This is a genomic window from Bacillus cereus group sp. BfR-BA-01330, assembly GCF_022663885.1.
Taxonomy (GTDB): Bacteria; Bacillota; Bacilli; order Bacillales; family Bacillaceae_G; genus Bacillus_A; species Bacillus_A cereus.
Genome location: NZ_JAKUGK010000005.1, coordinates 39,700 through 60,274 on the forward strand (window position 1 = coordinate 39,700; position 20,575 = coordinate 60,274).

Consider the following 20,575-nt stretch of genomic DNA (forward strand, 5'->3'; position numbering starts at 1 on the left):
CTACAGAGGAAATGTAATTTCTCTGTAGGTTTTATTCGTTTTTTGTGCTTTCTATTACTTAATGGAACGGACATACTGATCTTCTCCATCGTCTTTGACAAAGACTCCTAGCTCATTCAAATCTTTGCGTAAATGCTTCTTTTTTTTCGAGTTTCCTTCTCGAAGGGCATTGCGTCTTTCATACAAAATAGTATTTATGCTTTTATTAAATCGCTCATCCTCTAATTTCCATAAGCTATACTCATGTTTATAAGGATCTTGTTCCACCCAGGGGAAGCCGTGCATTAAGAAAGTATCTTTAATTTTGCTTGGGGTAATGTCAGATGTTTCACGTAACCATTCTCGGTCTTCTTGATCAATGATAACCACTTGACGCTTATCTACAAAAACGGCTTTTACATTTAATCTGGTGATTTGTTTCTTTTGATCGTCCTTATTCACGTGAATGCTTTCCGAAGTAATGTTCATTTTTAAAGCTTCACTATAAATAATTAAAGAAAATAAAATTCCTGCAATAACACCAATTAGCATGAGGATAATAGGAAGCCAGAAGGGATTAATAAAATTTAAAAGTTCTATAATTTTTGAATCAGAAAAGAGAGGAATCTTTTTTATAATCTCTATTAATTTAGGTGAAAAATATCCAATAACGCCTAAAAGGATTGGACTTACTATAGCAAGTAATTTTTCTAAAAAACCTAATCCAATGACAGATGCCTTTTTCATGTGTAGTTCATCCTTTCATATATATTTTTTTAATCAAGGCATGTTTTAAACAGTGAGTTTCTTCACCATTTTTATGAGCTCATCTGAGTAATTTTCTATGGATATAGATGAATTTGCCTTCAGCATTCTTTCTTCGATTGCTCCTAAAATAAATGAAGCTAATGTGTCGGTTTGGAAAGAATCGGAAAACACGCCATTTTGTTGACCAGTCTTCAAAATATCTAATAACATCGTTCTAAGAGCATCCTCCTCTTCGTCGTCTTCGATTCTGTAATAAGGAACGTTCTCTTCATTTCTTGCATTAAAGACAATCTCAATTAAGGCAATATTATTTTTGTAATGAGTTTCTTGATAAGCCAAATGCGCTTCAATAAAAGCCTCTAGTTTATTTATTTCAGATTGAGCTAATAGCACTCGATTACTAATAAATTCATGTTGCTTGGCAACTAAAAATTGTAATGTGCGATTCATAAGGTAAAGCTTATCATTAAAATGATAAGAAATAAGTCCGGTACTAATCTTAGCCTTTTTTGCCACCTTCGTTAAGCTTAAGTTGTTATATCCAACCTCTTCTAATGTATCAATACATGCAAGAATAATTTGTTCACGCCTAGCCTCTGCAATAAAAGAATCAGTCACGCTATTCAACTCCTGATTTATATAATTTGAATGTATAATCAAAAAATTGATTGATCGTTCAATTAAATATTAGTAAGAAATTAAGAGTATGTCAAATGTTTTATGCTTACATCTGGATAAGGCTCATTCGCTTTTTAATAAAGCCCAATTCCTAAAACAAGCCCGTTTTTAGGTAAGCCAAGCTTCCTATTCGCCCTGAAAACATAATATAAATGGAATCCCCTCATTTAGAGCAAGGTGAACTTGTTATGAATGATACTAAAGGAGGAATAGGGTAATGAGCGAAAAGTGTGAACACAGACATGATGATTGTAACCGCAGACATGGTTGCGGAGGCGGTTTTGCGCTTCTAATTGTATTGTTTATTTTATTAATTATCATCGGTGCTAGCTGCTTCGGCGGAGGCGGCGGTTGTGGCTATGGTGGTTATGGCGGTTATGCTGGCGGCTACGGCGGATATTGCTGCTAATTATTAAAAACTATTGAAAATAGCCTTGTGCATATTGCACAAGGCTATTTTATTCATATTTTTATATGCTGTGATAATTTATTAATGTAAAGAGAACGGATTAAGAAGAAGAAAATGATCTCGATAATCCCGAAAAAGGTGAGTATGATACATGTCTCTTTTAATAAGGAGAAAGAAAACATGCTTTGTAAAAACTTAACCGCAAATAATGTGTGAACACCAGCAACGACATAAGGAACGAAAAATAAAATTCCTAATTGAATCGTTGCAGAGCGAAACATTTCTGATTCAGTTAAGCCAAGCTTTGTAATCGTAATATACTTTTGTCTTTCAGTTGTTAAGTCATTATACATACGGAAATATAAAACACTAGCTGCTCCGATAAAGAAAATAAAGCCGAGAAATGCCCAAATAAAGAATTGAGCGACTGCATTTCCTTTACTATGAACGAGTTCATCCGTAGCTGTATAAATATAAAATGGTTTAATGAAATCTTCTTCATTTTTATGTGCTTCATACAAGGTTTCTGCATCATGATTTAAGTTTTTTAATATATTTTTTGTTGGGACAATTGCATTTTCCCAATTTTCCACGAAGTAGTTATAGACTGTAATTGTTTCAATATGAGGAATCATATTTTCAATTACTTCATCTTGCATCACAATTAAGTGAGGTAATGCAAAGGGAGGCTCAATTCCTCTATTAATAAAACCTTTAATTTGAAATTCCTTTTTATTAGAGCCAAGTGTAATCGTGTTCTGCTTCGCAAATGGGTTAGACACGAGATTTAATAACACTGGTGAATAGCGAGAAATATTATAAACTTGTGAAGAATCGAGAGTGATTTTTGGTCTGTTTAATTGCTGTGCTATTGCGTTATAATCACTCATTTTCATAATGGCAATTGATTCTTTTGAAGCTGTATCTTTTAAAACGGTAAATTTATATTTGTCATATTGAAAATTAGCATTTGTAAGTTCAGTTTCAATCGTAGTAATATGCTTTTGTTCAAATGCATTAACACCTTCTGATGTATAGGTGAATGGTATTGGATATCGTTCTAGTATGGGTGCTTTCGTATTATTGTTTGCAGCAAATAACCCGATAATAATTGTAAATGCAAGTGCAGATAGCATAGAAACAATAAAGAGTACATTAATATTACTGCGTGTACGAGAAACTAAATCTGAAATCCATAACATATTTATTTGTTTTAAATAAAACTTTCTTCGTTTCTTTAAAATATAGATAAAGAGAAGAAATGTTTGTGAAAAAAATAAATACGTCCCAACTACTACAAGCGGTAAAATAGATAGCATAATTAAGAATACAGATCCATTTTGTGCATTTTTTTCCGTTATGTAGCCTTGCGGATAACCAGCAATATAATAGCATAGTCCTAAACAAGTTAAAGCAAATAGTGAAATCAGTATAGATGGTTTTTTTTCGCTCTTCTCTTTGTTAACGCCCTTAATAAGCTTCGTTGTTTTTCGAGTACGAATAAACATTGGTGTAAATGTAGAAACGATTAAAAATAAGATGATAAACGTTACGGTTGTAACGATAATCGCTTCTGTTGGCCAATATAAATAGAGACCTTTCGCATTTGTTAATTTCGAAGTGACTAATAAGAAAAAGTTAGAAAATACAAGTCCACCTTGAATGCCGATAAAGATAGACAATATCCCGATTATCATATTTTCAGTAAATAACAGTCTCTTTAATTGTCTCTGTGAGATACCGAGAATGGTGAGTATCCCGAATTGCTGCTTCCGTACATTTAAAAATGTTCCAATTGAATATAAGAGAAAGAAGAACGAGAACATAACAATCACAAGCTGTGCTGTACTAGCTAAATTCATTAGAGGATCCCGATCTTGAAAGCTTTGTACACTCTGTAACCGCGGGTGATACGCGTATACAGTAAATGAAAAGAAAACCATGATAGAAAACGCACTACTTACAAAGTAGGCGAAATATGCTTTCGAATTACGTGAGACATTTTTAAATGCGAATTGCCAAAATGTCATCCACGTCTTCCTCCTAATAATGCTAGAACATCTAATATTTCTTGATAAAATTTCTCGCGATATAATCCGCGGTGTAGTTCATTGTAAAGCTCTCCATCTTTAATAAAAATAACACGGTTACAATAACTTGCTGCAAACGGATCATGGGTAACCATTAAAATCGTTGCATCTTCTTCTTTATTTAATTTCGTAAATAGCTCCATTACGTCAATTGCCGCTTTTGAATCTAAGTTTCCTGTCGGTTCATCGGCAAGTAGAAGTGAAGGATGATGAATGACAGCACGTGCTACTGCGGTACGCTGTGCTTGTCCCCCGGAAACTTCAAAAATACGCTTGTCCAAAATATGATCAATTCCAAGCTTTTTTGAAATGTTATCAAGCTTTTCATCCATTTCTTTTAATGGAACATTATCTAATGTTAAAGGTAGTACGATATTTTCACCGATTGTTAGTGTATCTAGTAGGTTAAAGTTTTGGAAAACAAATCCTAACTCTTGGCGGCGGAAAATAGCTAACTTCTCTCTACGAAATGTGTGCGGTTTTTTTCCGTTAATCACGACATCACCAGAAGTCGGAGAATCGATTGTAGAGATAACGTTTAAAAATGTAGATTTCCCGCTACCAGATGGTCCCATAATGGCAACGAATTCACCTTTATCCACGTGTAAATTTATATTTTTTAAAGCAGTATGAGGGACTTTTCCCTCATATACTTTTGAGACGTTTTTTATGTGTAATACTTCTTCCATAGTAATCACCTTTCTACTTTTTAAAACTTAATGTGTTGTGATAATTTTTGCATATAAAAGGAACGAATTAAAAGGAAAAATAAAATTTCAACTGTTCCAAAAATCATAAGTACGACTGTAATTTCAGCGAAGAACGAGAGATGTAATATTTCTTGTAGCATCTTTGTCGCAAACATCGTATGGATTGATGCCATAATGTAAGGCACGAAGAAAAGAATCGCAAGCTGAATTGTCGCTGAACGTTTCATTTCAGTCTCAGTTAAGCCAATTTTCGTAATCGTTATATATTTTTCTTGCTCATTTGTTAAATCTGTATACATTCGGAAGTAAAGAACACTACCAGCACCGATAAAGAAAATAACACCTAAGAAAGTACCAATTAAGAAGAATGAGGCAACATTTAGTTTTTTCTTATATAGAGAATCGCTCGCTTCACTTGCATGGAAAGGTGGGTGCTCTGCTTGAATTGCTGCATTATCGTTATCAATTTTTGTTATAAACGATGAACCGATATTATGTGCTTTTTCCCAATCTGTAACTTTGAAGTTATATACACTCATTTGTTTGGAAACTGTGGATAAGGATTCTACATTTTCATCAGATAGTATGAGTAATTGGTATATTAAGCTGTTTGGGAATGGGCTATAACTTTTATATTCTTTCACTTGTAGTTGTAAATTGTTTTGAGTAAGTGTAAGAGTATTTTTCTTTTCTTCATTGTGAAGTGTTCCAATAACTTGATCATCTAAGTCTTTCATAAGAATATAAGATTCATTCTTATTTACCGTGAGTTTTTCCAAATTTAATGCTTTAGCAAGTACATTATAGTCACTTTGTTTAATTGCGTAATAGAGCTGCGTGTTATCTTCAGCTGAAGATACCTCATATATATCCGTTTTAAATTTTGTATAAGTAAAGTGCCCTTCATTAAATTTCTGCTCTAACCAGTTTAAATGTTCATCAGCTAATGTATTTTCAGTATGCGATAAATACGTAAACGGGAAAGGGTTTTGTCTAATTGCATCAAACTTTGTAAATTTCCCAAAACCGTATAAGAATGTAATCATTGTAAAAGCGAGTGTTGATAGCATCGCTACAATAAAGAGCATGTTAATGTTTGTCCGAATGCGCGCTGCTAAATCCGAAATCCAAAGCATATTAATTCGTTTCATATAAAACGTTCTTCGCGTTTTTAAAATACGAATAAGTAAAAAACTAATTTGTGAAAAGAAAAAGTATGTTCCAGCTGCAATAAGCGATGGGATGACAAATATACTAGAGACGGCGTATAAAAGCCCAATGATGTCACCTAGCGACATAAAATACAACGGATTTGCGGCTAACGCATATCCACATATTAAACACGTCGCACCAAATAGAGAGATGAGCACGGATGCTTTTCTTTCTTTTTGTTGTGTTCCTTCTTTTAAAAGACGTACGGCTTTTCTCGTACGAATGAGCATCGGTGTAAAAGATGATACGAGAATGAAGAGCCCAAGAAAGATGATGATAGTTAAAACGATAGCACTTGTAGGCGGATATAAATATAAACCAGGTACGTGTGTAATTTTGGCGGTAACTAATAAAAAGAACTGTGAAAAGACAACTCCAAGTTGAATGCCAAAAAATATAGAAAGAGCACCAATTAACATATTTTCTATAAATATGAGTCGCTTTAATTGTTTTTGAGATATGCCAAGTACTGTTAAAATCCCGAACTGTTTTTTTCGTACTTTTAAAAAGGTCCCGATTGAATACAGTAAAAAGAAAAATGAAAAGAACACAATGACAACTTCTGAAATTGTCATTAATATGTTCAGAGAATAATTCACGTCTGTCATATGCAATTTAGGATGAAATAAATAAACTGCAAATGAGAAAAAGATTGCGATGGAGAACGCACTGCTTACAAAATAGGCGAAATAAGCTCTGGCGTTCCGCGTCACGTTTTTAAATGCAAACTGCCAAAATGTCATTCACCTGAACCTCCTGATAGGGTGAAGATGAGAAGAGCATAAGAAATACTCTTTTCATCAAGTTTGTTTTAAATATTTTGTCCACTCGTGTATTGTGATAATTTTTGCATATAAAGTGAACGAATGAATATGAAAAATACGATTTCAACGAATCCAAAAATAATAAGAACGGCTGAAACCTCTTTGAACAGAGATAAACCAATTACATCTTGTAGCATTTTTGTTGCAAACATTGTATGAATGGATGCCATAATGTACGGAATGAAAAATAAAATACTAAGTTGAATGGTTGCAGATCGTTTCATCTCTGTATCTGTTACACCGATTTTAGAAATCGTTATATATTTCTCTTGTTCGTTCGTCAAATCCGTATACATTCTAAAGTAAAGAACGCTACCAGCTCCAATGAAGAAAATAACTCCTAAAAATGTCCCAATTAGGAAAAATGCAGCACTGCCTGATGTTATTTTGTATAACGATCCTGCTGATTCAAAGGAACGAATAAGAGGTCCTTCATACTGGGATTTATTTCGATCTTTTTGCACTTTTTCTATAAAATTATCAGCAATTTCATATGTCTGTTCCCAGTTTTGAATTTTGTAATTGTATGCTGATATATGCTTTACGGTGCTAGGTAAGTTATTTACGATAACATCAGGCAAAACTATCGTTTGATATGAAAAGCCAGATGGAATTGCATTCACATGCTCATAGCCTTTCACTCGTAATTTCGTATTTGTACTAGAGAGTGTAATGTAATCTCTTTTGTAGCTTTGCTCAAATTCGTTGAATATGGTGTTATAAGATGTCCCTGTTAGCACATATGCTTCGTTATCATCCATAAATAGTTGTTTCATTCGTAAAGAATCTGCAAGTTTGTTATAGTCACTTTGCTTAATTGCGTATACGTCATTATAAATAGCTATATCTTTATCTTCTTTTAGTGGTGTTTCATATATATCAGCTTTTATTTTTTGATAGGGGAAATGCTCTTTTTGTAATTGTTGCTCAAGCCAATTTAAATGCTCTGTAACAAAAGGGTTCGCATCATAAGAAAAATAAGAAATTGGAAAAGGAGAAGTTCTATTCACCTCTAGCTTAATAAATTTCCCGAATCCATATAGAAATGTAATCATTGTGAAAGCAATTGTAGATAGCATCGCTACAATAAACAGCATATTAATATTCGTTCGAATACGGCTCGCTAAGTCCGAAATCCAAAGCATATTAATCTGTTTCATATAAAACTTCCTTCTTTTCTTTAAAATATAAATAAGTAAGAAACTAATTTGTGAAAAGAAGAAATATGTTCCAATTGTAACAAGCGTTGGGATAACGAAAATACTTGAAACCATATATATAACACCGATTTGTGGGCTTACTGATACGAAATATTTAGGATTTCCAGCTAACGCATAACCACCAAATAAACAAATCGCACCAAATAATGAAACAAGTATGGATGGTTTTCTTTCTTTTTGTTTTCCACCATTTGTTTTTAAAAGGTGTACTGCTTTTTTTGTACGAATAAGCATTGGTGTGAATGCAGATACAATGATAAAAAGACTAAGGAAAACAATGGTTGTTAAAATAAACGCGTTAGTAGGCCCGTATAAATATATTCCTGGAACATGGGTAAGTTTGGCTGTTACTAATAAGAAAAATTGAGAAAAAACAACTCCAAACTGCATGCCGAAAAAGATAGATAAAATCCCGATTAACATATTCTCCATAAAAATAAGACGATGTAATTGTTTTCTCGATATTCCTAAAATGGTCAAAATACCAAATTGTTTTTTTCTAACTTTTAAAAAAGTACCAATGGAATATAGTAAAAAGAAGAAAGAGAAAAATACAATTACTACTTCTGAAAATATCATTAATCCTGAAATTTCAGAGGTCATGTCAAAGTTTTGTAATTTCGGATGGAATAAGTAAACAGCAAACGAAAAGAACACAGCAATGGAAAAGGAGCTACTTACAAAGTAAGCAAAATAAGCTCTTGAGTTGCGCGTGACGTTTTTAAATGCAAATTGCCAAAATGTCATAGATTATACCTCCGGCTAGAAGATATAGAAGTAGTTGTATTGCAAAAAATGTATGAGAGTGAGTTCTCATACATTTTGCTTGCATATGTTACGATCATGCTTCGGTCACCTTCTCCGTATGTTCTGCTTGATTATTTGCAGCGTTGTGGAAGATGATTTTAATCGTCGTTCCTTTACCAACTTCAGAATCTAGTTTGACAGAGTGACCTAAATAATCACAAATTTTACTTACAATATAAAGGCCCATACCAGTAGATTCTCCGAATGCGCGACCGTTTTTCCCAGTGTAAAATGGTTCAAATACTCTTCGAATATCTTCTTGCGGAATACCAACACCTTCATCGCGAACTTCTAAAATAATATCTTTTCCGTTTCGGTAAGCAGATAAGAATACCTTCTTTCCGCGTTCCCCAGAGTAACGAACAGCATTTGTCATTAACTGATAGATGATAAATTTTAGCCATTTCGCATCAGAAGCAACTTTTAAATCAGAATGGACTTCTAAAACAGGGAAGACACCATTACGAATGAATAGTTCTTTTAATCCGTTAATATTTTTTGTTACCGTATCTTTTAATGAAATCGTCTCGACATGGAAATCTTCATGGAAGTTATTTAACCTAGCCATGTATAAAGCCATATCAAGTCCTTGGTTTAGACGCTCTAATTCTTTTTTAAACTTTGGAATTAAATGCTCGTCTTCCATTTCTAGCACCATAAGCTGCATAACAGAAACAGGTGTCTTCATTTGATGTACCCAATGGTTAATGAATAATTGATGTTCTTGTTGTTTTACTTCATACGATTGTAGTTCTTTTTGGAATAGACGGTACTGCGTACGTACGAGTTCATTGACACCGTGAGGCATCGGAGCAGTTGCTCTTTCAATAAACGCATCTTCCATTTTTTCTGGTTGCTCACTTAATCTATGGTACATTCTACGATTGCGAACGTAACGATAAGCGAGGAAACAAATAAATAAGTATAAACTTAAAACGACGAAGTAAAATTTATTATTTTGAAATCCGTCTACTGCATCATAAAGAACGAAAATGATACCGAAGTTTAATACGTACAGTAGAAAAAATGCAAAATGATCACGTAAAAATAGCTTCATGCTTATTCACTCCAAGTTGCGTTAAAGCGATATCCAAGTCCACGTACTGTTTCAATAGAGTTCTCAATGCCAAGCTCATTAAACTTTTTACGAAGACGTGTAATGTTTACGTTTAATGTATTTTCCTCAACGAAACTTTCGTCATCCCAAAGCGCAGCTAATAAATCTTCACGGCTCGCTGTACGAGGGAATTTAGATAATAACATTTCTGCTAAAATTGCCTCTTTCTTCGTTAAAAGAACTTGTTCAGATCCAAAATGAATTTCTGGACGTTCAGGGAATAGTTTTAAACCTTCTACTTCAACGATACGTTCAGAAATATTTGGTGCATAATCACCGTAAATACGGCGTAATTGTCCTTTAATTTTTGCCATTACAACGTCGTAGTGGAATGGTTTTGTAATGTAATCATCCGCACCGCTTTCAATTGCCATAATTTGTTCCATCTCACCAGCACGCGCTGAAATGAAAATAATTGGACAAGTAGATTCATGACGAATTTGACGGCACCAGTAGAAACCATCGAATTTCGGTAAGTTTACATCAAGTAAAACAAGATGTGGTTTCACTGCGTTAAACGATTCCATAATATCATCGAAATTCTCCGCTACCACAGCCTCATAACCGTACTTCTGAATGTGAGATTGCAGTAATGATGAAATATTTGGATCGTCTTCAACGATTAAAATTTTATACATATGTATATTCCTCCTCAAAAAAACAATTGTAGCTATAGTGTATCATGTGTTTCAAGTCTTTTCATTATGTTGAAAGATAAGCTAGTAAACAGTATAGGTTAAAAGTGAGAAAAGTAAAAAGGGCGCTGGATGAAATTGACAAATAACGGTAATTGGTTTAATATTTAGATAAATATCTAAATGTCTAATTATCGAAAGGAAGAAAGACATTGAATCAAGCATTCAAAGCATTAGCAGATCCAACAAGGCGAAAAATTTTAGACTTATTAAAAGAAGGCGATCTAACCGCTGGTGAGATTGCTGAACATTTCAATATGACAAAACCAAGTATTTCACACCACTTAAATGCACTTAAAAATGCTGAACTTATTCAAGATGAAAAGAAAGGGCAATTCGTTATGTACTCTTTAAACACAACGGTCTTTCAAGATTTATTGACTTGGGTGTTTACATTTACGAATAAGGGGGAAGAGGGGAAATGAAAAAGCATCTTTTTGCAATCTTATTAATTGTTATAACTTGTTTAGCTTGGGCGTTTGCTTGGCCACATTTACCGGATACAATTGCAACGCATTGGAGCGGCGGTAAAGTAGATGGATATTCTTCTAAATTGTATGGAATGCTTTCTATGGTTGGAATTATGATTGTTTTATATATTTTTCTAAACGTGTTACCAAAGATTGATCCAAAGAAAGCGAACTACGAGAAGTTTTCTAAAGCTTTTATGATGATGAATAACGGGATACTACTGCTACTATTTGTAGGGAATATAGATATTATTACAAGTGGATTAGGATACAATTTATTCATTAATCGCGTGCCGGAATTATTAGTGGGTATTTTATTTATAGTCATCGGAAACTATTTACCACAATGTAAACCAAACTACTTTGTAGGTATAAAAACACCGTGGACATTAAGTAACGAAGAAGTGTGGAGAAAAACGCATCGTTTTAGCGGAAAGGTGTTTGTTGCATTGGGGATCATTATGATTTTAAGTGTTTTTGCACCAGTGGCGTGGAAATCTTTCGTAATGGTTGGAATTATTATTGGTGCAGTAGGATTAACGATGGGATATTCATATATTGCTTATAAAAAAGAAATAGGGGCCTAATAAAAAATTATGGGGGAGAGAGGATGAAAAGACACGTATTACCATGGAGTTTAATTAGTGGCATTGCAATTGGATGGTATATTGTATGGCCATATTTACCAGAACAAATTCCACGCCATTATAATGCAGCAGGAGTAGTAGATGGATATTTTTCTAAAATAGAAGCAAGTTCATTCTCGATAGGTAGTATGGTAGTGCTCTATATGATATGGCTAGTTTTTGGATTCATAAAAGATAAGTCTACACAGCAATCCAAAGTTCTTTCAGCGATTAATTATGCCATTCTCTTTATCGGATTTGGATGTAACATATTTGCACTATTAGCAGCGTCTAATTATATTGCATCGGGCTCAATTGCATTTAATTTTGGACTTGGAACATTGTTTCTTGTACTAGGTAATTACATGCAACAAACGAAGCCGAACGGGTTAGTAGGCATTCGAATGGACTGGACATTAGAAAATCCTGTAGTTTGGAGAAAAACACATAGATTTGCTTCGAGGGTATTTGTAATAGGTTCACTTTGTATATATGCCGGGGCTTTGCTTCCAGATCCATTTAATATTTTTATGGGGATTGGAATCATATTAATATGTATTATCGTATCAACAATAAAGTCATATAGTATTTATAAAGAAGAGTTGAAAATGTAAATAAAGCTGCTTTTCCTTTTAGGGAAGAGCAGCTTTGTTTTTTTTTATCACTTCTTCAAAACCGGTATCCAAATTTCACTTTTAAAGTTTGGAGAAGATATATCTTTCTGTTCATTCCACAATATTTCCGGTCCTTCCGCTAGTTCATAGTTCGAAGAAGGGAACCATTCAGAATAAATACGTCCCCATACATTTTGTAGTGCATCAGGAAATGGACCGACAGCTTCGAATATAGCCCATGTTGAAGCTACGACTTCGAGTTGTTTAAACTGCTCTGGACAATCCTTTGTTGTGGCTACTCCAATATAGTGATCAAGTTCTCCTTTTTCCTCCATTCTTCCTTCAGAAAAATTAGTAGAAGCACTAATAATTCCATTCGGTTCCATGTTTGAAAGTGACTTTAACATTTCAATGGACTCTGGGTTTAAACTTTTCCACATAGAAGCAATTTCTTCATTTACACCATTAAAAACGATTGGTACTCGTTTTGTAATACCTATAATTCGAAAGGGCTCTTTTTCTTCAATTCGATAGTTCATTTCATTTCCTCCTTGAATGGATAATTGGAAGGTCATTGGTGAATAAGCCTTCAAAGAATGGCTACTATTTCGGGCCTCTGAAGGTGTTATACCGTGCAAGTTTTGAAATGCACGAGCGAATGAATCTGGTGAGTTGTATCCATATTTTATAGCGATATCAATGACTTTTACATTGCTGTTTTTTAGTTCAAAGGCAGCGAGAGTAAGACGTCTACAGCGAATATATTCTGATAGTGATATGCCAGCTAAAAAAGAAAACATTCTCTTGAAATGATATTCGGAGCAGTAAGCTATTTTTGCGACTTCTTTAAAATCAATTTCATGTGTAAGGTTGTTTTCGATATACTGCATTGCAGCATTCATATTTTTAAGTGAATCCATATTATGACCTCCTCTGTACATAGAATAGCAGGAACGAAATAGCTCCATCCGACATTTCGTGCACAACTTTGTAGGTGCATTTTTTACCTTACAAAATTGTAATGTTCCTGTAAGGAGAATGAATGGATGGTATGATATCCCAATGTTATAGTAACAAAGTACTTTAATTCATTACGTTAACTTTTTGATTTCTTTACTTATGTGCCTTACATAACTGTCATGTTTGTGTAAGAAACATCGATAGTGGCAAGAGTAGAGAGTGTATATAGTTGAAAATAGAGAATAGAAGAAATGAGGGATGTCGAGATGAAAACAGTATTAGAAGCAAAAAATATTGAAAAAGTATATGACACGGGTGGTAATAAATTTGCAGCGTTAAAAGGTATTAACTTACAAGTAAAAGAAGGTGAGTTCGTTGGAATTATGGGACCTTCTGGTTCTGGTAAGACGACTTTACTAAATGTTCTTTCTACAATTGATAATGCGACGAACGGTGAAATTTTAATTGATGGAAAAGATATTGTGAAAATGAATGATGATAAGTTAGCGTTATTCCGCCGCGATCATTTAGGCTTCATTTTCCAAGATTATAACTTATTAGATACGTTAACAGTGAAAGAGAATATTGCTTTACCACTTGCGTTATCAAAGGTGAAAGCGAGTGAGATTGATCGCCGCGTTCTTGAAATCTCAAAGAAATTTGGTATTGATCATATTTTAAGTCAGTTCCCATATCAAGTATCTGGTGGACAGAAGCAGCGCTGCGCAGCATCACGTGCAATCGTTACGAATCCAAGTATGATTTTCGGAGACGAGCCAACTGGAGCGCTTGATTCTAAATCTGCAACAGATTTACTTGAAAGTATGAAGTCGTTAAACGAATATGATAACTCAACAATTTTAATGGTAACGCATGATGCATTTGCAGCAAGTTATTGTAAACGAGTTATTTTCATTAAAGATGGTGAACTATATAAAGAATTGCACCGCGGTGAATCGACGCGTAAACAGTTCTTCCAAAAAATTGTTGATGTAATGTCTTCTATTTCTGGGGGTATGGCTGATGACCTTATCTAGCATTGCCCTCCGCAACATACAGCGGAACTTTAAAGACTACTTTGTATATTTTGCATCTATGATTTTTAGTATCGTTATTTATTTTACATTTAAAGCACTGCAATACAATTCACAAATGGAAAAAGCTGCAGAAGCTTCAAAAAAAATTAGCGGAGCGTTCCAAGTTTCAAGTGTCATGCTTATCATTTTCGTAGCAGTGTTTATTATATATTCGAACGGTTTCTTTACACGTAAACGTAAAAAAGAAGTTGGCTTATATTCGTTATTAGGTATCCGTAAAAGACAAATTGGTAAAATGCTCTTTTATGAAAATATGTTAATGGGATTAATGTCTTTAATTATCGGTATTGCGATTGGTAGTGTCCTTTCAAAATTATTCCTTGAACTGCTAGTAAGCATGATGGGATTAAACTTAAATGTTCATTTTGAAGTACCGATGGCTGCCATTATTGATACAGCACTTATTTTCTTTGTGATTATTTTATATACATCACTTCAAGGATATCGTTTAATTTATCGATTTAAGCTAATTGAACTTTTCCGCGCCGAACGTGAAGGAGAAGCAATGCCAAAAGGATCAGTTATTATGGCATTAATTTCAGTTGTCTTAATTGGTTCAGGTTATTTCTTAGCATTAATGTTCATGAAAGCTGTTAAATATGCAGACTTTATGGTCGTTGCATTATACATTTTATTAGCGACAGTAGCAGGGACTTATTTACTGTTTATGTTCTTCACAGTATTTGTATTGAAACGTGCAAGAAATAATAAGTCAGCGTTTTATAACGGTATGAATATGGTAACGACGTCGCAGCTACTATATCGTATTAAAGGAAATGCAAAATCACTTGCGACAATTTCTATTTTAAGTGCGGTAACATTAACAGCGGTTGGTACGTCAGTTACGATGTATTACAACACATTTACGCAATCAAAAGCAGTTGCACCATATAGCTATTCTTATGAGAAAAAAGATGCAGCGCTTGATAAGAAAGTAAATGCGATTTTTGCAGAAGAGAAGAAAGATCATCCGATTAAAGATCAATTTGAAATTGAGACAGTTCCTGTAAAAGGGAAGTTTGAAGGAGATAAAGTTGATTTCATCTTTAATATGAACTACAGTATCTCAGAGAAATATCAATTTATGTCTCAATCTGAATTTAATAAGCTTGCTAAGAAAATCGACGCAGAAACAGTGAATGTAGCTGCTGATGAAGCATTTATATATGATAGTTCGTATATTGAAGGACATGAGTTTAGTCCACAATATAAAGGAAACAAAGCAGTATTCCAAATTGGGAACGAAACGAAACAATTAAAAATCCAAGGTGCAAATGACGTTGCGATTACAAATTTAGGTGAATTAGTTGTTGTCGTTTCAGATGAAATGTATGAACAAGCGAAACAAGCATTTGGAACACGTATTGTAAAAAATATTGATGTGAAAGATGAGAAAAACAGTAAAGTGTTAACGGAAAAATTAACAAAAGTGATGCCAGCTGGTGAATCAGAAATGGTGTTATCATTTAGAGATTTCTACACTGGTTTCCATATGGGGCTTGAAGGAACAGGATTAATGATGTTTATTGGAATGTTCTTAGGGCTTGTATTCTTACTAGCAACAGGTTCTATCATTTACTTTAAACAATTAACAGAAGCAAATGCTGATCGTGAGCGTTATGTTGTACTTCACAAAATAGGGGTCACAAAACAAGAAATGAAAAAAGCTATTGCAAAACAAGTAAGCTTTATCTTTGCAATCCCGTTAGTAATCGGAATCCTGCACAGCTTGTTTGCATTAAAAGGTTTAGGGAACATATTACCATTTGAAATTATGATTCCGCTTCTAATTAGTATCGGAGTATACGGCGCTATTTATATTGGATATTACTTCTTAACTGTTCGTTCTTATTATAAGATCGTGAGTGCGAAGTAATAAGGGGCAGCTATCGCTACAGGCGATAGCTGTTTTTTTATTCTTCATAAAATCTTAAGAAACTTCCTCAATTTTTATTAAGAAACGATAGTTATACTTAGACACAAGTTAAAAACTACCGAACGAATGAGGAGAGGTTTATATGCAACTCATAACATTCTTACATGAATTTATGAAACATCCGAAACATACTGGTGCAATTGCGCCAAGTTCAAAAATATTAGCAAAGAAAATGGTCGATGTAATTGATTTTAATAAAGCGAAATGTATTGTAGAGTTAGGGCCTGGTACAGGGGTCTTTACGAAAGAGATTATGAAGAGAAAAAAGAAGGAAACAATATTTCTTCTTATTGAAATTAATGAAGTGTTTTGCAAAGAGCTAAAGAGAAAATTTAAAGATGAGCAGAACGTCATTGTTGTGCACGGTTCAGCTGAAAATATAAAGAAGTATATGGAAGAGTTCCATATAGAATGCGTGGATTACGTTTTATCGGGATTACCTTTTACTTCTTTACCAGAAGAAGTTTCAAAACGTATTTTAAACAATGTAATGGAAGCGATACATGAGAATGGTGAATTTATTACATTTCAATATTCACTTGTGAAAAAAGGATTTATACAGCACTTCTTTCCTGAAATTACGCTAGAGAAAGTGTGGCTCAATTTCCCACCAGCGTACGTCTTTAGCTGTAAAAAAGAGCTAAGGAGAGCGTATGCATAATGGAATTACATGAATTATTATCCTATATTGAGCAGTACGGTTATTGGGCATTATTTTTCTGTTTATGGTTAGGTATTATCGGTATGCCAATTCCAGATGAAATGATTGTTATGAGCGGAGGATTTATATCTTCATTAGGTATATTAAATGTTATTCCTGCGTTTTTATTAACGTATTTAGGCGTTGTGTCCGGACTTTCTTTAGGCTATATATTAGGGAAAATATTTGGTACAAAAGTACTTGATAAGCTAATGAAAAAGAAAAAAGCAAAGTATGTTGTGAAATCGCAAGAGATGGTAGAGAAGTATGGTCATTATGCATTAGTTACAAGTTACTTCATACCAGTTGTAAGACATGTTGTACCGTATTTAGTTGGAATGAATAACATGTCATTTAAGACGTATGCTTTGTATTCTTATACGACAGGATTTCTTTGGACACTCGTTTACTTTGTGCTAGGTTCTTTATTTGGACAACATATTGAAAGAATTGTAGCAGTTGCGATAGAGTATGGTGTGTATTTTGGCGGGAGCATTGCATTGATTGTGAGTGTGTTTTATTTTTACAGACAAAAAAGAAATACAGTGATGAGTAAATAAAGGAGGCGGCAGCCTCCTTTTATTATTAATATGGATTTATTTATCGAAGTGCTGATGCAAAGCCCTGTTACATTAAGAAAAAGTTAAGAAACCGTACGAGTTTTTATTAAGAAATGCTCTCTATACTTAGAAAGGTCTTATAGAAAAACATAATGAAAGGCGGAATATAGATGAAAAGATTTATTTTAGGATCATTACTTGTCATCATAGCAGGAGCGGCATATTTGTTAAATGGGAGTGCTACAGTAGATTCCATGAATCCGTTTCTTAAATTAGAATATCGTTATGCGGTAATTGATAACGATGGAAAAGATTTAGGTGGAAATAAAGGCCGTGCATACACAGTGAACACATATGATAAGGATGGAAACGAAAAAGAGATAACAATTGATGGAGTGGATACATTGCAAAAAGGTTCCTACTGGCATGTAATTACGAGAGGAAAGTCTGTGCACGATAAGGTACAAATAGAAGAAGAAATAATTCCTGATGGCGCGAAGGTGAAGTTAGGATTGTAAGTATAAACCCGGTTCTAGATGAGAGAATCGGGTTTGTTATTTTATGGTAAAATGATAAAGGGGGAGGGCGAGAGGTATGCTACTCATTGTTAGCCTTATATTAATTGGGATTATGTGCAGTATGAGAATAGTATCCTTACATATGATAGAGCGACAAATGATAGAAGAGCGATATGTATATTGCCCAAAATGTGATGCGGAAATTAGAAAAGGGAATTCGGCTCCTTTTTGTTCGAAATGTAATTTAATATTTTAGAGAAGGTAAAAAGGCAAAAACGAACATATTTCGGTTCGTTTTTGCCTTTTTTAATGAAGAATAAGAACAATTTTTCATTTCTCACTAATAACTTTTACAGTTACCTCCGCAGGAATAGCGTATTTTTTTAATAAAATCATTTTAAATGAAATTATTTTGGAGCTACATACGTTGAAACGTAAAATTGTTACTTATTTGTATCTATAACACTTTAAAGTGCGTACTTTTTATTGTGTTGTAGATAAGACATAATTACATACGTGAGAGGGAAATGAGTAGTGAGGAGCTAAAAAGCATCTATGTTATTTTTCATAACTATCGTACTTTGATCGGCCAGTCCTTGTCACATTAATTGATATTCATTAAACATTTTTAAATAGATTTTAGGAGGAGATTTTAAATGAAAGATTTATTAAAAGGTACACTTGGTTTTGGTACGGCACCACTAGGTAATATGTACCGCAATATTCCGGAAGAAGAAGCAATCGCAACAGTGGATGCTGCTTGGGATAATGGTGTTCGTTACTTTGATACAGCGCCACTTTATGGATCTGGTTTAGCAGAGATTCGTCTTGGTGAAGCACTATCGAAAAGAAATCGTGATGAGTACTTCTTAAGTACAAAAGTAGGTCGAATTATTTCAGATGAATTAGAAGATCCATCTACACGTGATTTAGGTGAAAAAGGCGGACTGTTCGAATTTGGTCGTAAAAATAAAATTATCAACGACTACAGTGCGGAGGCAACTCTTCGTTCTATTGAAGATAGTTTAAAACGTTTAAAAACAGATCGTCTAGATTTTGTTTATATTCATGACGTAGCACAAGATTTTTATGGAGATGAGTGGATTTCACAATTTGAAATTGCTCGAACAGGAGCATTCCGTGCACTTACTCAATTGCGTGATGAAGGTGTAATTAAAGGCTGGGGCCTTGGAGTAAATAAAGTAGAATCAATTGAACTTATGCTGGACTTAGAAGAAGCAAAACCAAATGTTTCTTTACTAGCTGGTCGCTATTCATTATTAGACCATGAGCGTGCGTTACAACGCGTAATGTCTGCGGCTGTAAAAAACAATATGGACATTGTTGTTGGTGGACCATATAGCTCAGGTGTTCTTGCTGGAGGAGCTCACTTCGAATACCAAAAAGCGTCACCAGAAATCATTGCAAAAGTTAATAAAATGAAAAACCTTGCAGATCGTCATGGAATCAGTATTAAAGCTGCTGCTTTACAATTTGCATTGGCTAATCCAGCAGTTGCTGCTGTTATTCCAGGTGCAAGTAAACCGGAACGAATTGCAGAAGACCAAGCTGAATTAAAAACAGTGATTCCGGCAGCGTTCTGGGAAGAAATGCGTGAACAAAAACTAGTTGCAGCTAATGCACCACTACCAATCAACGTTAAATAAAAAGGAGAGTAATTAACATGGCAAAGACTATTACATCTATTCAAATTCCAGCTTCACCTAAGCAAGTATGGAAATTAATCGGAGGTTTTGATGCACTTCCAGATTGGTTACCGTATATTCCTAGCAGTAAAATAACTGAAGGCGGACGTGTACGCCATTTAGCTAATCCTGATGGCGATGCGATTGTAGAGCGTTTAGAAGCATTTAATGAGAAAGAACGTTACTACACATATTCAATTATGCAAGCACCATTCCCTGTAACTAATTATTTATCTACAATCCGTGTTAAAGAAGGGAAAGATGCTAACACATCATTAGTTGAATGGTCTGGTAGCTTCACTCCTGTAGAGGTTACTGATGAAGAGGCAATTAATCTATTCTATGGAATTTATAAAGATGGTTTAGAGGCGTTACAACAAGCATATTTAGCTTAATTAATTTATTAAACAAAAAAATAGAGTGAGTATTTGAAAGCCTGCAGTGTAACAGCTGCAGGCTTTTTATGAGTATAGAATTTCTTTTTAAGAAAATATATCTATACTCAATGCTGTTACTTAAAGAGAACATCACGAATTATAATAGAATGAAGAAACTGTGGATGTAAAGAGGGCAGAAGCACATATAGATCGAGAGCGTGACATCGTCCTTTGAAAACTCGGTGTCACGAAAAAAGAAATGAAAAAGGCAATCGCAAAACAAATGAGATTTATCTTCTTTATTCCTTTAGTAGTTGGTATAATACACACTTTATTTGCACTAAAAGGATTAGCGACAGTTATTCCGTATGAAATTGCAGTTCCGTTACTAATTAGCATCGGTGTGTATAGTGTTATTTATATTGGTTATTATTACTTAACGGTTCGTTCTTATTTTAGGATTTTTTGTTTATTTCACACTAATAAACAAGGTGGATATTAC

21 protein-coding genes and 1 pseudogene are annotated in these 20,575 nt (G+C 34.0%); 13 read left to right on the forward strand and 9 right to left on the reverse strand.

From position 1 onward, the window contains the following. Positions 1-54: 54 nt before the first annotated feature. Positions 55-726, reverse strand: a complete 672-nt coding sequence (locus MR112_RS15295; protein ID WP_000710354.1) for a YqeB family protein — start codon at positions 724-726, stop codon at positions 55-57. A 45-nt stretch (positions 727-771) separates the two neighbouring features. After that, positions 772-1,365, reverse strand: a complete 594-nt coding sequence (locus MR112_RS15300) for a TetR/AcrR family transcriptional regulator (protein ID WP_000132248.1) — start codon at positions 1,363-1,365, stop codon at positions 772-774. A gap of 277 nt (positions 1,366-1,642) precedes the next feature. On the opposite strand from MR112_RS15300, the gene MR112_RS15305 reads away from it, so the two are divergent. Continuing rightward, entirely contained in the window at positions 1,643-1,834 is a 192-nt protein-coding gene (locus tag MR112_RS15305; protein ID WP_001290392.1) for a YjcZ family sporulation protein, read from the forward strand. 53 nt (positions 1,835-1,887) lie between these two features. On the opposite strand, the gene MR112_RS15310 is transcribed toward MR112_RS15305, so the two are convergent. The 6 genes from MR112_RS15310 to MR112_RS15335 form a co-directional block, all read right to left on the reverse strand. Further along, positions 1,888-3,864 (reverse strand): FtsX-like permease family protein, encoded by a 1,977-nt coding sequence (locus MR112_RS15310; protein ID WP_242245106.1) that lies wholly within the window; start codon positions 3,862-3,864, stop codon positions 1,888-1,890. Next, positions 3,861-4,613, reverse strand: coding sequence for an ABC transporter ATP-binding protein (locus MR112_RS15315; protein ID WP_000393250.1), 753 nt, complete (start codon positions 4,611-4,613; stop codon positions 3,861-3,863). Before MR112_RS15315 ends, MR112_RS15310 begins: the two co-directional genes overlap by 4 nt. 20 nt (positions 4,614-4,633) lie before the next feature. Then, positions 4,634-6,589 (reverse strand): ABC transporter permease, encoded by a 1,956-nt coding sequence (locus MR112_RS15320; RefSeq protein ID WP_078187175.1) that lies wholly within the window; start codon positions 6,587-6,589, stop codon positions 4,634-4,636. A 68-nt stretch (positions 6,590-6,657) separates the two neighbouring features. Continuing rightward, positions 6,658-8,637, reverse strand: a complete 1,980-nt coding sequence (locus tag MR112_RS15325) for an FtsX-like permease family protein (RefSeq protein ID WP_173602655.1) — start codon at positions 8,635-8,637, stop codon at positions 6,658-6,660. A gap of 94 nt (positions 8,638-8,731) precedes the next feature. Continuing rightward, a complete protein-coding gene (locus MR112_RS15330) occupies positions 8,732-9,754 on the reverse strand; it encodes a sensor histidine kinase (RefSeq protein WP_000765341.1) in 1,023 nt (340 codons plus the stop codon). A gap of 2 nt (positions 9,755-9,756) precedes the next feature. Then, on the reverse strand, positions 9,757-10,452 hold the full coding sequence (locus tag MR112_RS15335) for a response regulator transcription factor (RefSeq protein WP_000276738.1): 696 nt from the start codon (positions 10,450-10,452) through the stop codon (positions 9,757-9,759). A 209-nt stretch (positions 10,453-10,661) separates the two neighbouring features. Between MR112_RS15335 and MR112_RS15340 the strand changes: the two genes are divergently transcribed. Genes MR112_RS15340 through MR112_RS15350 form a run of 3 tightly spaced genes read left to right on the forward strand, consistent with a single transcriptional unit; the run spans position 10,662 to position 12,219 of the window. Continuing rightward, positions 10,662-10,934 carry an autorepressor SdpR family transcription factor gene (locus tag MR112_RS15340; RefSeq protein ID WP_001070523.1) on the forward strand — a complete coding sequence of 91 codons (273 nt, stop codon included), beginning with the start codon at positions 10,662-10,664 and terminating at the stop codon, positions 10,932-10,934. After that, positions 10,931-11,566 carry an SdpI family protein gene (locus MR112_RS15345; protein ID WP_000716355.1) on the forward strand — a complete coding sequence of 212 codons (636 nt, stop codon included), beginning with the start codon at positions 10,931-10,933 and terminating at the stop codon, positions 11,564-11,566. Before MR112_RS15340 ends, MR112_RS15345 begins: the two co-directional genes overlap by 4 nt. Positions 11,567-11,589: 23 nt before the next feature. After that, positions 11,590-12,219 (forward strand): SdpI family protein, encoded by a 630-nt coding sequence (locus MR112_RS15350; RefSeq protein ID WP_000820681.1) that lies wholly within the window; start codon positions 11,590-11,592, stop codon positions 12,217-12,219. A 47-nt stretch (positions 12,220-12,266) separates the two neighbouring features. On the opposite strand, the gene MR112_RS15355 is transcribed toward MR112_RS15350, so the two are convergent. After that, positions 12,267-13,139: an AraC family transcriptional regulator gene (locus MR112_RS15355; protein WP_000377709.1), complete on the reverse strand. Its 873-nt coding sequence runs from the start codon at positions 13,137-13,139 to the stop codon at positions 12,267-12,269. A 306-nt stretch (positions 13,140-13,445) separates the two neighbouring features. Between MR112_RS15355 and MR112_RS15360 the strand changes: the two genes are divergently transcribed. The 9 genes and pseudogenes from MR112_RS15360 to MR112_RS15400 all read left to right on the forward strand — a co-directional run. Further along, positions 13,446-14,216 carry an ABC transporter ATP-binding protein gene (locus tag MR112_RS15360; protein WP_000859655.1) on the forward strand — a complete coding sequence of 257 codons (771 nt, stop codon included), beginning with the start codon at positions 13,446-13,448 and terminating at the stop codon, positions 14,214-14,216. Beyond that, positions 14,203-16,152 carry an ABC transporter permease gene (locus tag MR112_RS15365; RefSeq protein WP_048656647.1) on the forward strand — a complete coding sequence of 650 codons (1,950 nt, stop codon included), beginning with the start codon at positions 14,203-14,205 and terminating at the stop codon, positions 16,150-16,152. The genes MR112_RS15360 and MR112_RS15365 overlap by 14 nt, the downstream gene beginning before the upstream one ends. A gap of 142 nt (positions 16,153-16,294) precedes the next feature. Beyond that, positions 16,295-16,873: a class I SAM-dependent methyltransferase gene (locus MR112_RS15370; RefSeq protein WP_001176087.1), complete on the forward strand. Its 579-nt coding sequence runs from the start codon at positions 16,295-16,297 to the stop codon at positions 16,871-16,873. Beyond that, positions 16,873-17,472 carry a DedA family protein gene (locus MR112_RS15375; RefSeq protein WP_242245107.1) on the forward strand — a complete coding sequence of 200 codons (600 nt, stop codon included), beginning with the start codon at positions 16,873-16,875 and terminating at the stop codon, positions 17,470-17,472. The genes MR112_RS15370 and MR112_RS15375 overlap by 1 nt, the downstream gene beginning before the upstream one ends. Before the next feature lie 170 nt (positions 17,473-17,642). After that, on the forward strand, positions 17,643-17,990 hold the full coding sequence (locus MR112_RS15380; protein ID WP_000819387.1) for a YxeA family protein: 348 nt from the start codon (positions 17,643-17,645) through the stop codon (positions 17,988-17,990). A 76-nt stretch (positions 17,991-18,066) separates the two neighbouring features. Continuing rightward, positions 18,067-18,246, forward strand: a complete 180-nt coding sequence (locus tag MR112_RS15385) for a hypothetical protein (RefSeq protein ID WP_242245108.1) — start codon at positions 18,067-18,069, stop codon at positions 18,244-18,246. Positions 18,247-18,646: 400 nt separating this feature from the next. Beyond that, positions 18,647-19,657, forward strand: a complete 1,011-nt coding sequence (locus MR112_RS15390) for an aldo/keto reductase (protein WP_242245109.1) — start codon at positions 18,647-18,649, stop codon at positions 19,655-19,657. A gap of 17 nt (positions 19,658-19,674) precedes the next feature. After that, positions 19,675-20,091 carry an SRPBCC family protein gene (locus MR112_RS15395; RefSeq protein WP_113304349.1) on the forward strand — a complete coding sequence of 139 codons (417 nt, stop codon included), beginning with the start codon at positions 19,675-19,677 and terminating at the stop codon, positions 20,089-20,091. A 178-nt stretch (positions 20,092-20,269) separates the two neighbouring features. Beyond that, a pseudogene (locus tag MR112_RS15400) lies at positions 20,270-20,536 on the forward strand (FtsX-like permease family protein); the annotation flags it as partial. Between the last annotated feature and the right edge of the window lie 39 nt (positions 20,537-20,575).

What these genes read in the sequence shown, in the direction of transcription:
- MR112_RS15295 (WP_000710354.1), bottom strand. Translation starts at nt 726, where the DNA reads ATGAAAAAGGCATCTGTCATTGGATTAGGTTTTTTAGAAAAATTACTT.
- MR112_RS15305 (WP_001290392.1), top strand. Translation starts at nt 1,643, where the DNA reads ATGAGCGAAAAGTGTGAACACAGACATGATGATTGTAACCGCAGACAT.
- MR112_RS15310 (WP_242245106.1), bottom strand. Translation starts at nt 3,864, where the DNA reads ATGACATTTTGGCAATTCGCATTTAAAAATGTCTCACGTAATTCGAAA.
- MR112_RS15315 (WP_000393250.1), bottom strand. Translation starts at nt 4,613, where the DNA reads ATGGAAGAAGTATTACACATAAAAAACGTCTCAAAAGTATATGAGGGA.
- MR112_RS15320 (WP_078187175.1), bottom strand. Translation starts at nt 6,589, where the DNA reads ATGACATTTTGGCAGTTTGCATTTAAAAACGTGACGCGGAACGCCAGA.
- MR112_RS15325 (WP_173602655.1), bottom strand. Translation starts at nt 8,637, where the DNA reads ATGACATTTTGGCAATTTGCATTTAAAAACGTCACGCGCAACTCAAGA.
- MR112_RS15330 (WP_000765341.1), bottom strand. Translation starts at nt 9,754, where the DNA reads ATGAAGCTATTTTTACGTGATCATTTTGCATTTTTTCTACTGTACGTA.
- MR112_RS15335 (WP_000276738.1), bottom strand. Translation starts at nt 10,452, where the DNA reads ATGTATAAAATTTTAATCGTTGAAGACGATCCAAATATTTCATCATTA.
- MR112_RS15345 (WP_000716355.1), top strand. Translation starts at nt 10,931, where the DNA reads ATGAAAAAGCATCTTTTTGCAATCTTATTAATTGTTATAACTTGTTTA.
- MR112_RS15350 (WP_000820681.1), top strand. Translation starts at nt 11,590, where the DNA reads ATGAAAAGACACGTATTACCATGGAGTTTAATTAGTGGCATTGCAATT.
- MR112_RS15355 (WP_000377709.1), bottom strand. Translation starts at nt 13,139, where the DNA reads ATGGATTCACTTAAAAATATGAATGCTGCAATGCAGTATATCGAAAAC.
- MR112_RS15360 (WP_000859655.1), top strand. Translation starts at nt 13,446, where the DNA reads ATGAAAACAGTATTAGAAGCAAAAAATATTGAAAAAGTATATGACACG.
- MR112_RS15365 (WP_048656647.1), top strand. Translation starts at nt 14,203, where the DNA reads ATGACCTTATCTAGCATTGCCCTCCGCAACATACAGCGGAACTTTAAA.
- MR112_RS15370 (WP_001176087.1), top strand. Translation starts at nt 16,295, where the DNA reads ATGCAACTCATAACATTCTTACATGAATTTATGAAACATCCGAAACAT.
- MR112_RS15375 (WP_242245107.1), top strand. Translation starts at nt 16,873, where the DNA reads ATGGAATTACATGAATTATTATCCTATATTGAGCAGTACGGTTATTGG.
- MR112_RS15380 (WP_000819387.1), top strand. Translation starts at nt 17,643, where the DNA reads ATGAAAAGATTTATTTTAGGATCATTACTTGTCATCATAGCAGGAGCG.
- MR112_RS15385 (WP_242245108.1), top strand. Translation starts at nt 18,067, where the DNA reads ATGCTACTCATTGTTAGCCTTATATTAATTGGGATTATGTGCAGTATG.
- MR112_RS15390 (WP_242245109.1), top strand. Translation starts at nt 18,647, where the DNA reads ATGAAAGATTTATTAAAAGGTACACTTGGTTTTGGTACGGCACCACTA.
- MR112_RS15395 (WP_113304349.1), top strand. Translation starts at nt 19,675, where the DNA reads ATGGCAAAGACTATTACATCTATTCAAATTCCAGCTTCACCTAAGCAA.